We start from the raw sequence: 11,321 nt of genomic DNA on the forward strand, positions 1-11,321 counted from the left end.
TCTGCCGAAAAAAGTACCGACGGCCTGCATCGATTGCTGTGGGCTTGCGGCGCGAGATGACCGAACCGGCTACCACTCGACACAGTCCGCCGATTGATCAAAGATAGGGTTGCATAACCTTCCCATCTCGTCAAATGGCAAAACAAGTTCCGAACTGAACATTTGAAGGATTCCGCGAGGTCTGTTTCTGCTGATCAGGCCTGCGCTCCGACCGCCGCCTCCGAATTCGGCGCATCATGCGCCGGATACGCATGCACCAGCGCAGTGGCGAGCTTGGGCACCGCGTGAGTGAGCGAATGCTCGGCACTGTGCGCGATTGCGTGAGCTTCGGCAAGAGTTGCCCGTGGATCGATGTCGAGTTCCGCATCGGCGTGCAACCGGTGCCCGATCCATCGCATCTTCAGATCACGTACGCCGAGAACCCCAGGCTCGTGTTGCAGCGCATGTTCGGCATCGTCCACCAACTCCGGTTCGACGCCGTCCATCAACCGCCGGAAGACGTCTCGCGCTGCGGTCCTCAGCACCGCCACGATGGCCACGGTGATGACAAGGCCGATGATCGGGTCTGCCAACGGGAAACCCAGCGCAACTCCCCCCGCCCCCAGAAGGACTGCGAGCGAAGTGAATCCGTCTGTACGAGCATGCAATCCATCGGCCACCAGAGCTGCGGAACCGATCTGCCGCCCCACTCTGATCCGATACAACGCCACGAGTTCGTTGCCGAGGAAACCGATCAAACCTGCAGCCGCTACCCAACCGAGGTGCTCGATCTCCACCGGATTGATCAAACGCCGCACCGCCTCCACACCGGCAATCACCGCCGACAATGCGATCATCGCAAGCACGAACAATCCGGCCAGGTCCTCCGCACGGCCGAACCCGTAGGTGTAACGCCTGGTCGCCGCACGTCGGCCGAGCGCAAAGGCAATCCAGAGTGGGACTGCCGTGAGCGCGTCGGAGAAGTTGTGAATGGTGTCCGCCAGCAGCGCCACCGAACCCGAGATCGCCACGATCGCAACCTGAGCAACTGCGGTGACCCCGAGCGCGACAAGACTGATCTTGACCGCCCGGATGCCAATTGCGCTCGATTCCAACGCGTCGTCGACACTGTCGGCAGCGTCGTGACTGTGCGGGGAGAACACTTCGCGAACTGCCGATCGAAATCCCTTCGGGCCGTGGCCATGACCGTGACCACGTCCATGACTGTGACCGTGTCCGTGGGTCGTCTTGGGCTCGTGTGTCATGACGCACCTTCTTCTCGATCGGTACGATCGACCTTCGCCGAGCGCTCCGGGTGAATCTCCCGAAGCTCACCTTCACTACGGTGATGCCCCGGCAATCCGGGTCCGGCATGCTCGGCATTGAAGACCGCATCCGTAACCAGTTGGCGCACATGGTCGTTCTCCAGGCGATAGAACACTGTCGTACCATCACGGCGCGTTCGCACCAACCTCGCCATACGCAGTTTCGCCAGGTGCTGTGACACAGAAGGCGCCGGCTTGCCGACACGTTCTGCCAGCTCGTTCACCGAGCACTCGCGGTCGACCAATGCCCACAACACCTGCACACGAGTTGCGTCGGCGAGCATGCGGAACACCTCGACTACGAGGTCGACTTGATCATCGGGAAGCTTGCGGCGACAAACACCACTATCTGCGTTCATACGTAGATAGTAGATCATGGTGGACGCCGAAGATGTCTCTCGTCGATTCACCAGTTGTGCAAAGCTTGGCAGCAGAGCCTTTCGCCACTCGCAGACCGGGAGACAACGATGAGTACCGACGATTGGAACGCAGGCATCATTTCGGAGTTTCGGGAAAACGAGGGCAAGGTAGGTGGCCCCTTCGAAGGTGCGCCCATGGTGTTGGTCCATCACACAGGACGTAAATCCGGGCGCGATTTCGTCAGTCCCATGATGTATCTGGCAGACGAGCGGGATCCTAAGACCATCTACGTTTTTGCATCCAAGGCCGGCGCCCCGACCAACCCCGACTGGTACTACAACCTCGTTGCCACCGACCAGGCAGAGGTCGAGGTCGGCACCGAAACATACCCGGTCTCCGTCAGCGAAGTAACCGGCGAGAAACGTGACCGCATCTACGACGAGCAGGCCAGTCGATACCCGGGATTTGCCGAATATGCGGAGAAGACAGCTGGGATCCGCACAATTCCGGTGGTGGCACTGACTCGCGCGTAATTCCTGACAGCGCCTCCCTGCCGTTTCCATCCAGAAACGGCAGGGATCGTCACCAAGGAATCATGACACTGAAGAATCACGACCCTGAAGAATCATGACACTGACGACGCTTTGACCTCAGCCTTCGAATGCCGTCCGAGCAGCACGTATCCGACCCAGGATCCGACAACCACCGTCGCCGCGAGCGCCTGTACCAGGCCTTCGATACTCACCGGATAGAACACGCCGGTGATGTAGTGCGAGATGAATCCGGTGGACGGCAACTCCGCGATTCCGGCCATCCGGCGGGCCCAGTTCTCGAGATTGGTCAGCGGGCAGTCGTATCCGACCGCTATCGAACCGGCTCCCCAGACAACCGCAGCAAGATGGATTGCGATGGTACGACGCCACTTCCACGCGACAAATCCACCCAGCACCACATAGAGAACAAATCCGAAGTGAACGAACACCGTCACTACTTCGATGAGCCGATACACCATCGTCGTCTCCGCTCGTGGCGCGGAAGTCCCGCAACAACCAGACTATTCCGATGTTAGTCCCCGCAGCGACGATCTACCCGGTGTATGCAGCCGTCGTGCGAGCAGCGGCGGCTGCAGCCGCATCCGGGTCGTCGCCCGATACGATCGCAGCTTCGGCCCACAGTTCACTGCTTCCCGCGATGAACGCCTTGGCCTCGTCGCTCGCCGACCACTCGGGTGTCTCGAGTGGGGTCGCGATCCCCAGTTCCACGTGTCGAGCCAGCCCGAGCAGTCCCATGTCCCACCCGACGCCGACGGCACCTGGACCGTACTCGGCCCACCGATCAGGCTCCACGTCCGCAGCGTGTTCGAAGTCGAACAGCGTTGCACCACTGCCTTTTTGGGCGAGATTCACAGCCACATAGCTCACATCGCCGTCATATTCCCAGGTGATGCGAAGAGCCCGAGGAGCATCGCACGCCAAAATTTCGCCGCCGGCGTTGCCCTCGAGTTGATAGTGGCCGCCGATCACGGCTTCTCCCGAGACCGGCATGAACCATTGGGGAATGCGGTCGAACTCGGTTATCGCCGCCCAGACCGTGCCTATGGGTGCCGCGAGAGTCCGCGACATGCGCAGCGTGCGTGTTTTCCCCTCGTCACCGCCGAACGGACTCAGCTCTCGCGCTACCATCTGCAACGAATCAACGGCTCTGTCGACCACAATTCTCCTCGGTTCGGGAAACTTCAGGTCAATCGCTGCTGTAGACGTACCGATACTTCTTCTCCAGCGAGGCTCTTGCCGATCGCCTTGCAGAGCGCCACGCGGAGCGGAAGCCAATGAGGTCCGTCGCCGGAGGGCATCAGCGTCGCCTCGAAGGGATGCTCGCCGTCGAGGATCCCGACCACCTTGACTGCGCGTCTGGTTCCCAGAAGTTCCGCCGAACCGGGCACGGTGAGAAACGTCGCGAACGCCCCGTCTTTCTCGATAGGAGCGGTGAAGGTGTAATCGAGCGGTTGTGGAGTCTTGTCAGCGGCCATGTCGCGTCACTGCTGAGCGGCGAGTAGGACGTCGGTGTCGAAACACGTGTGAGTGCCGGTGTGGCACGCCGCGCCCTCCTGGTCGACGATCAGCAAGACCGAATCGCCGTCGCAGTCGAGTCGCACTTCGTGGACGTACTGGGTGTGCCCCGACGTCTCACCCTTGACCCAGTATTGCTGCCGCGAGCGCGAATAGTACGTCCCCTTACGGGTTTCCAGTGTTCGCGCGAGCGCTTCGTCGTCCATCCACGCGACCATCAGCACATCACCGGTCGACTTCTCCTGCGCAACCGCGCTGAACAGTCCGGCGTCGTTACGCTTCAGCTTCGCTGCGATTGCGGGATCAAGACTCATATGACGTTTATACCTTCCACCTGTGACTTCCGTGGAATTCCCCTGCGTGGCCGCCCTAGAATGGGAGTTACGTCGCCGTCGCTGCGGAAGAGGATCCGACATGAACCATCAGCATCATGACGGTCCACACCCGGAGTACACCTGCCACCTCGCGAACCCGAGTACCGATCGCGTCCCTACCCGCCACATAGTTCTCGGCATCGGCACAGGCCTGACCAGCAAGAATGTCGTCAGCTACGGATTGATGCTTGCCGCCAAGGAAGATTCGGCCCTCCACGTCGTTCACTGCATCACATCCGAGGACTTGCCTGTCGAAACCGACTCACCACAATTCGACACGCGTCTGCACGACGAGATGGTGTCGCAACGCGAGCAGACGACCTCGGCGCTCGCCTCACACACCGATACGTGGACGTACGACTGCACCTACGGCGACCCGGCCGGTGTCATTCTCGCGACTGCCGACAAGTACCACGCCTTCACCATCGTGATCGGATCACCGCGAAAAGGTGCTGCCTCCGCGGTGAGCAAACTGATGCACAGTTCGGTCACGTCCCGACTGAAGCGGCAGAACCGTTATCCCGTGATATCGGTTCCGACCGGAGTCGGTTCGACACGTTAGCCGAACACGGAACAAGCGCGCCTAGATGATCGAATAATCGTCGAGCGGAAAGCGTTTCGCTTCGACAAACGCGTTGCGCGTAGAGGTGGGCCGCAGGATCGCAGCCTCGCCGTGCTGATTGAAGTAGTAGCTCCGCGCAGTCTGGCAACTACCGCCGTAAAAGACGGAGTCCGCGAGGTTCTCCGTCATCCGGTCCAGGAACTTGGCGTTGGCGGTTTCGGTGACCTCGAAGGTGTCCGCGCCGCGCCGTTTCACCTCGCCGAACAGTCGATCCATGTGCTGCATCTGCGATTCGATCGTCGTGAAGTAGGACAAACCGCTGTACGAGTACGGACTGGCGAGCGTGAGGAAATTGGGAAAGTAAGGAACCGCAACTCCCTCGTAAGCCTGGAAACGGTTGTCACGCCACCACTTGCCGAGGTTGCGGCCCTCACGGCCGATAACCTCGATGGCCGGAAAGTTCACGTCCCAGAGGTTGAAGCCGGTTGCCAGCACCAAGGTGTCGATCTCGGTCTTGCGTCCGTCAGCGGTGACGATGCCGTCGGCGGCGATATGGTCGATCGGCGTAGTTTCAAGGTGCACGTTCTCCTTGGTGAACGTACGGAAATAGCTGTTGGAGAACGTGGGTCGCTTGCACCCGAAGTCGTAGTCCGGTGTGAGTTGCTTGCGAAGGCCGGCATCGCGGACCTGCGACCGCAGAAACGCTCGTGATGCGGTTGCAGCGCCCTTGTTCAACAGTTTGACCTGCTTGTAGTGCAGGACCGCACTGACCATGATCATTTCGAGTATCGACGAACTGACAGCGCGAGCGATTCGCTGGGTGAGCGGAATGCGCGAGAACAGCCTCTGCACTGCGCTCGGAATGGGGACGTCGATCTTGGGAACTACCCAGATCGGTGTGCGTTGGTAGACGGTCAACTCTGCGGCCTGCCGCGCCACCTCGGGGATCAACTGCACGGCAGTGGCACCGGTTCCGATGATTGCGGTCTTGGTGCCCGACAAATCGTAGGAATCGTCCCAGGCGGTGGTGTGGATGATCTTTCCCGCAAATTCGTCGATGCCGGAGATGTCCGGGCGATGTGGCTGCGAGAGGAAGCCCGTCGCGGTCAGGAGGTATTTTGCGGTGATATCCGGAGATCCCTCGACGGATACGACCCAGTGCGAGGAATCCTCGTCCCAGCGGGCTCCGTTGACCACAGCACCGAACGTCATGTGCCTACGCAGGTCGTACTTGTCCGCGACATGATCGGCGTACTGCTTCAGTTCGGCACCAGGTGCGAAGAGCCTGGACCAGTTCGGATTGGGTTCGAACGAGTACGAGTACGTGACCGACGCGATGTCGACGGCCAAACCGGGATAGCGATTGACGTGCCAGGTCCCGCCCAGATCGTCCTCACGCTCGAGGATCGCCAGGTTGTCCAGGCCCATCCGCTTGAGTTGAATGGCCGCACCCATTCCACCGAAGCCCGCCCCCACCACTACTGCGTCGTACTGCACTGCCATCGGAGAATCCCTCTCGTGAACTGCACACCGTGAACCACGCACCCGTGAACTGCACATCAGAAACTGACATGTCATTCCGTTATTGAGAACGGTATCATTCCTGACGTGACGAAGGCCATGACCAGAGCAGAACGAAAAAAGGCGGAATTGCGCCGCGAGATCATCGACGCATCATTCGAGTGCTTCGCGAAACACGGCTACCACGCGACCGGAATTGCCGATATCGCAACAACTCTCGGAATCGGTCACGGCACGTTCTACCGATACTTCGAGAACAAGCGCGACATCATCGACCACGTCATCGACGATCTGATCGCAAAAATAATCAGCGCACTCGCCGTCGAGAATGCCCCTGACGCAGCAAACACGTTGGACGAGTACCGCGCGCAGGTCGGTCGCATCGCCGAAGCACTCCCCCGCATCTTCTTCGACGACCCGCGTATTCCGCGGGTTCTCCTCTTCGAAACGACCGGCGTCGACGCCGATCTCACAGGCAGGATGCTCGATCTACTCGACCAGTCGGCATCGTTGACCGCGGCGTATCTGCATCACGGAGTCGAATGCGGCTATCTACGCGCCGACCTCGACGTCGACAACACTGCGCAGGCAGTCAACGGCATGATGCTGGCAAGTGCAATTCAAGGATTGCGAGCCGATTCGTCCGTCGACTGCGCAGCACTGAACCAGGCCATCAGTCGCCTCATGTTCGACGGAATCCGCGCCGAGAACGCCTAGCGAACGACGATTCCCTCGGCGCGCATCGCATCCTTGACCTGCGGGATGCTCAAATCGCCGAAGTGGAAGACACTCGCTGCCAGAACTGCATCCGCGCCCGCTTCCACAGCAGGAGCGAAGTGTTCGACCAGGCCGGCACCGCCACTGGCGATCACCGGTACGTGGACCGCCGCCCGGACAGCACGGATCATCAGAAGGTCGAAGCCGGCCTTGGTGCCGTCGGCATCCATCGAGTTGAGCAGGATCTCCCCCACTCCCAACTCCGCGCCACGCTCGGCCCACTCGACCGCGTCGATACCCGTCCCGCGCTTGCCTCCGTGAGTGGTGACCTCCCACCCCGACGGTGTGTCCGGCTGCCCCTGGGGAACGGTGCGGGCGTCGACCGAGAGGACGATGCACTGCGAGCCGAAACGCTCACTCAGTTCCTTGAGTAGCTCCGGGCGCGCGATTGCCGCGGTGTTGACGCTGACCTTGTCGGCACCGGCACGCAGCAGACGATCGACGTCCGCCACCGTGCGCACTCCACCGCCGACTGTCAGAGGAATGAAAACCTGCTCGGCCGTACGACTTACGACGTCGAGCATCGTGCCACGATCCGACGTGGACGCGGTGACGTCCAGGAAGGTCAGTTCGTCGGCGCCCTGAGCGTCGTACGCCGCCGCGAGTTCCACGGGATCTCCGGCGTCGCGAAGATTCTCGAAATTGACACCCTTGACCACTCGTCCGGCGTCGACGTCGAGGCACGGAATCACGCGAACTGCGAGGGTCATGACTGTGGTCCTCCTGAGGACGAAGCGCGCGGATCACCGAGCGCGTTGAGGATATCGAGAATCTCACCGTGGATGCCCGGGGCGGCGGCGAGCACCGACTCCGATTCTACGGTCCACGGGTTGCCGGCCAGATCGGTGACCACCCCGCCCGCTCCGCGAACGAGCGCGACACCGGCTGCGTTGTCCCACGCGTTGCGGCCGTAGACGATCGCACCGCCCAGGATGCCCGCAGCGGTGAAAGCCAGGTCGACTCCGGTGGAGCCGTGTATCCGGATCCGTGAGGACACCTTGCTGATCTCGGCGAGGAGGTCGAGCCGGAAACTGCCGGGGATCCGGCCGCGACTGTTGACGTTGAGCGCACCCAAGCCGACGATCGACGACGCCAGATCGGTTGACTCCAGCGGAGGTACGGCGATTCCGTTGACCAGCAACGGACCGCCGGCACGAGTCGCGTACGTGTGACCGATCAATGGCAGCCAGGTCAATCCGAGCACCGGGACACCGTCGTCGAGAAGCGCCAACAACGTTCCGGCAGTAGGCAATCCGGCCGAATAGTTGAAAGTACCGTCGACGGGGTCGAGAACCCAGACAAGTCCCGAACCGACGTCGGGGCCACCGAATTCCTCGCCGTGCACCTCGATGCCGGTCTGCTCGAACAACTCCGCGGTCAACCGCTTCTCGAGCGCGAGATCGACCTCGGTGGCAAAATCGCCCCAGCCCTTGCGGACCGCGCTCGGGGCACCGACACCGGAGACGAACTGATCGTGGACGCCGTCGAGAAGCCGACTCGCAATCGCGAGAAGTTCGTCGAGGTCACGCGTCGGAGTCATCTGGAAAATCTATCCGGAAACTGCTGCCAGCGCTTCGGGGAGTGTGAAGCGTCCGGCATAGAGCGCCTTGCCCACGATCGCGCCTTCGACACCCTGATCCACCAGGCTGGAAATGGCGAGCAGATCCTCGATGGTCGACACACCACCAGAGGCCACGACGTGCGCGTCGGTTACTGCGCAGACCTGACTGAGAAGTTCGAGGTTGGGACCGGTGAGGGTGCCGTCTTTGGAGACGTCGGTGACGACGTAACGGGTGCAGCCGTCGCGATCCAGACGCGCGAGGGTCTCCCACAGATCGCCGCCGTCGGTGACCCAGCCGCGACCACGGGTGCGGTACTGGCCGTCGACGAGACGAACGTCGAGGCCGACGGCGATCTTGTCGCCGTACTTGGCCAATGCACGCGCACACCACTCGGGATCTTCGATAGCGGCGGTACCGAGATTCACGCGAGCACAGCCGGTGGCCAGTGCGGCTTCCAGGGAAGCGTCGTCGCGGATTCCTCCGGAGAGTTCCACCTTGACCGTCAGGTCACCGATGACGCCGGCCAGCAGTTCGCTGTTGGACCCACGCCCGAAAGCGGCGTCGAGGTCGACCAGATGCACCCATTCGGCGCCGTCGTTCTGCCACGCAAGAGCAGCATCGCGGGGCGACCCGTAACCGGTCTCACTTCCCGCCTCTCCTTGCACGAGGCGAACAGCTTCACCGTTGACGACATCTACAGCAGGCAAAAGGACCAGGCTCACGTGCGGTAACCCTAGTAGGTCAGGACCTCGAACCGTCTTCCGGGTCACCGAACGCTTTTCGGGTCATCCGCTTGGATACGACGCCCATTGCCGCGATCGCAGCGACGACCCCCACGAGACCGATCGCGAGACCGACACCCGGCGAGGGTTCGAGCACGACGATGACGACGGTGGCGACCGCCAACGCAGCAACAGCGGCGCCGAGCGAGAACAACGCCAGACGAGCGAGGGAAAAGTCGTCGCCGCGGTTCGGGCCGGAACTCCCGGTCACAAACTCTGCACCCAGTTGCTCAGCAACTCGGCGCCTGCGTCGCCGGATTTCTCGGGGTGGAACTGCGTCGCGGACAACGCGCCGTTCTCCACGGCAGCGAGGAACTTTCCGCCGTGATCTGCCCACGTCAGCTTCGGAGGTGCGATGTGCTCGGACGGCGCGAGTTCCCAACTCTGCACACCGTAGGAGTGGACGAAGTAGAAGCGGGTGTCGGCGTCGATGCCTTTGAACAAGGTGCTGGACTCCGGAGCCTCCACGGTGTTCCAGCCCATGTGCGGCAGAACTTCAGCTTGCAGCCTCTCGACGGTGCCAGGCCATTCGCCGCAGCCCTCCGCCTCGACACCGAATTCGACTCCCCGATCGAACAGAATCTGCATGCCGACGCAGATGCCCAGCACGGGCCGGCCACCGGCCAAGCGTCTGCCGATGATGCGGTCACCCTGGACTGCGCGCAGACCTTCCATGCAGGCCGCGAACGCGCCGACACCGGGTACCACGAGACCGTCTGCCGCCAGTGCAACCTTCATATCGTTGGTCACCTCCACCTGCGCCCCGGTGCGCGCCAGTGCGCGAGTAGCGGAATGCAGGTTGCCGGAGCCGTAATCGAGTACAGCAATCGTGGAAGCGCTCATGCCCCAACTCTATCGGGCAACCCTGCTGCCGATCACTTTGCCGCCTGCGGCCAGTGCCGGGAGTAGAGCGACAACGACCGCGGAGACCGCGAACACCCACGCATAGCCGGCAGTCGTGGCCACGAATCCCAGAGCCAGTGCACCGATCCCGGTGCCGGCGTCATAGCCGATGTTCCAGATCGCGCTCGCGGATCCGAGTTGCCTCGGGCCGGCAGCCTGGAAAGCCATGACCAAGGACTCGTTCTGCACTGCACCGAACCCGAGCCCGAAAAGGACCGCCGCGCAGAACAAGACCGGTGTCGAACCGCCGTCGACGTTGACAGCGAAGAGCACCAATCCGATGGTCGACGACGCCAGCGCCGGCGCGAGAGTTCGGCCACTGCCGACACGATCGGCGATCAGCCCCGCCGAGAATCGACCGACCAACATCGAACCACTGGCAGTCGCCAACACCACACCTGCAACAGCCGCGCGCTCCGAAATGGCGATCGGCAGCAACGACGACAATCCGCCGAACGACGCGGACACGCACGCCAGAGCGAGCACCGGAACCAGGACGGCGAACACACTCAACCGGGCGGATTCCCCGGTCGGCTGGGCGAAAATCTCCGGCAACCCGGCAATGGCCACCAGCGCGAGCGCCGGGATCAGCGCACCGAGGACGAACACCGGTGTCGCCGACCACCGTTCCATGATCGCAAGCCCCAGCGGTAGCCCCGCCATTTGTGACGCAGCGATCGCGATTCCCTGAGCGCCGGTGGCACGGCCCAGAATTCGCTTGGGCGCCAACTCCGCCACCAGTGCGCTGCCGGCCACCGTCAGCATGCCGAAACCGATACCTCGCACCGCGGAAACCGCCAGGACAGGGCCGGCGTCGGCCGAGATCAACAGCACCAACGACGGTGGACCGAGGAGCAGACATCCGACCGCCAACACGCGTCGGTAGCCCTGCGTCCGCAACAGCCGAGGCACGAGCAGTTGCGTCACGACCGTGGCCGCCATGAAGACACCGGTCACCGACCCGGCAAGCGCATCCGATCCGCCGGATTGCGCAACCAACAACGGCACCACCGGCAACAGCAACGACCAGCCGCCGAAAGCTGCTGCCGCCATGATCAGGACACCGACCATGCCCGGAGTACGAAGCAACCCCGGCCCCGCCTCTTT

16 protein-coding genes are annotated in these 11,321 nt (G+C 62.2%); 3 read left to right on the forward strand and 13 right to left on the reverse strand.

All coding sequences use genetic code 11. From position 1 onward, the window contains the following. Positions 1–194: 194 nt before the first annotated feature. A complete protein-coding gene (locus tag G8767_RS13460) occupies positions 195–1,244 on the reverse strand; it encodes a cation diffusion facilitator family transporter (RefSeq protein ID WP_166810446.1) in 1,050 nt (349 codons plus the stop codon). Further along, positions 1,241–1,663, reverse strand: coding sequence for a metalloregulator ArsR/SmtB family transcription factor (locus G8767_RS13465; RefSeq protein WP_166810447.1), 423 nt, complete (start codon positions 1,661–1,663; stop codon positions 1,241–1,243). Before G8767_RS13465 ends, G8767_RS13460 begins: the two co-directional genes overlap by 4 nt. Before the next feature lie 108 nt (positions 1,664–1,771). Between G8767_RS13465 and G8767_RS13470 the strand changes: the two genes are divergently transcribed. Next, positions 1,772–2,197: a nitroreductase/quinone reductase family protein gene (locus G8767_RS13470; RefSeq protein ID WP_095969972.1), complete on the forward strand. Its 426-nt coding sequence runs from the start codon at positions 1,772–1,774 to the stop codon at positions 2,195–2,197. Between the two features lie 92 nt (positions 2,198–2,289). Here G8767_RS13470 and G8767_RS13475 read toward each other — a convergent pair whose 3' ends face one another. The 4 genes from G8767_RS13475 to hisI form a co-directional block, all read right to left on the reverse strand. Continuing rightward, on the reverse strand, positions 2,290–2,676 hold the full coding sequence (locus G8767_RS13475; RefSeq protein ID WP_095969971.1) for a DUF2784 domain-containing protein: 387 nt from the start codon (positions 2,674–2,676) through the stop codon (positions 2,290–2,292). A 73-nt stretch (positions 2,677–2,749) separates the two neighbouring features. Further along, complete coding sequence (locus G8767_RS13480) at positions 2,750–3,376, reverse strand: SRPBCC family protein (RefSeq protein ID WP_166810448.1); 627 nt, start codon at positions 3,374–3,376, stop codon at positions 2,750–2,752. A 23-nt stretch (positions 3,377–3,399) separates the two neighbouring features. After that, positions 3,400–3,693 (reverse strand): DUF1905 domain-containing protein, encoded by a 294-nt coding sequence (locus G8767_RS13485; protein ID WP_095969969.1) that lies wholly within the window; start codon positions 3,691–3,693, stop codon positions 3,400–3,402. Between the two features lie 6 nt (positions 3,694–3,699). Further along, positions 3,700–4,047, reverse strand: a complete 348-nt coding sequence (hisI, locus tag G8767_RS13490) for a phosphoribosyl-AMP cyclohydrolase (RefSeq protein WP_050655350.1) — start codon at positions 4,045–4,047, stop codon at positions 3,700–3,702. A 100-nt stretch (positions 4,048–4,147) separates the two neighbouring features. Here hisI and G8767_RS13495 point away from each other — a divergent pair, with 100 nt between their 5' ends. Further along, positions 4,148–4,669, forward strand: coding sequence for a universal stress protein (locus G8767_RS13495; protein WP_166810449.1), 522 nt, complete (start codon positions 4,148–4,150; stop codon positions 4,667–4,669). 21 nt (positions 4,670–4,690) lie between these two features. Here G8767_RS13495 and G8767_RS13500 read toward each other — a convergent pair whose 3' ends face one another. Next, complete coding sequence (locus G8767_RS13500; RefSeq protein WP_166810450.1) at positions 4,691–6,172, reverse strand: NAD(P)/FAD-dependent oxidoreductase; 1,482 nt, start codon at positions 6,170–6,172, stop codon at positions 4,691–4,693. Between the two features lie 105 nt (positions 6,173–6,277). Between G8767_RS13500 and G8767_RS13505 the strand changes: the two genes are divergently transcribed. Next, complete coding sequence (locus tag G8767_RS13505) at positions 6,278–6,907, forward strand: TetR/AcrR family transcriptional regulator (RefSeq protein ID WP_166810451.1); 630 nt, start codon at positions 6,278–6,280, stop codon at positions 6,905–6,907. Here the strand turns inward: G8767_RS13505 and hisF are convergent. From hisF to G8767_RS13535, 6 genes are read right to left on the reverse strand one after another with little or no spacing between them, the layout of a single operon-like run. Beyond that, a complete protein-coding gene (gene hisF / locus G8767_RS13510; protein WP_095969965.1) occupies positions 6,904–7,677 on the reverse strand; it encodes an imidazole glycerol phosphate synthase subunit HisF in 774 nt (257 codons plus the stop codon). The genes G8767_RS13505 and hisF overlap by 4 nt on opposite strands. Continuing rightward, entirely contained in the window at positions 7,674–8,507 is an 834-nt protein-coding gene (locus tag G8767_RS13515; protein WP_166810452.1) for an inositol monophosphatase family protein, read from the reverse strand. Before G8767_RS13515 ends, hisF begins: the two co-directional genes overlap by 4 nt. A 9-nt stretch (positions 8,508–8,516) precedes the next feature. Continuing rightward, complete coding sequence (gene priA / locus G8767_RS13520; RefSeq protein ID WP_003942371.1) at positions 8,517–9,251, reverse strand: bifunctional 1-(5-phosphoribosyl)-5-((5-phosphoribosylamino)methylideneamino)imidazole-4-carboxamide isomerase/phosphoribosylanthranilate isomerase PriA; 735 nt, start codon at positions 9,249–9,251, stop codon at positions 8,517–8,519. 19 nt (positions 9,252–9,270) lie between these two features. Then, the gene (locus G8767_RS13525) at positions 9,271–9,522 is read right to left on the reverse strand and encodes a hypothetical protein (protein WP_095969963.1); all 252 of its coding nucleotides are present in this window, start codon (positions 9,520–9,522) and stop codon (positions 9,271–9,273) included. Continuing rightward, the gene (hisH, locus tag G8767_RS13530; RefSeq protein WP_003942389.1) at positions 9,519–10,154 is read right to left on the reverse strand and encodes an imidazole glycerol phosphate synthase subunit HisH; all 636 of its coding nucleotides are present in this window, start codon (positions 10,152–10,154) and stop codon (positions 9,519–9,521) included. Before hisH ends, G8767_RS13525 begins: the two co-directional genes overlap by 4 nt. 9 nt (positions 10,155–10,163) lie before the next feature. After that, positions 10,164–11,285, reverse strand: coding sequence for an MFS transporter (locus tag G8767_RS13535; RefSeq protein WP_166810557.1), 1,122 nt, complete (start codon positions 11,283–11,285; stop codon positions 10,164–10,166). Between the last annotated feature and the right edge of the window lie 36 nt (positions 11,286–11,321).

The sequence above is a fragment of the Rhodococcus sp. IC4_135 genome (assembly GCF_011602025.1).
GTDB lineage: Bacteria > Actinomycetota > Actinomycetes > Mycobacteriales > Mycobacteriaceae > Rhodococcus_F > Rhodococcus_F baikonurensis.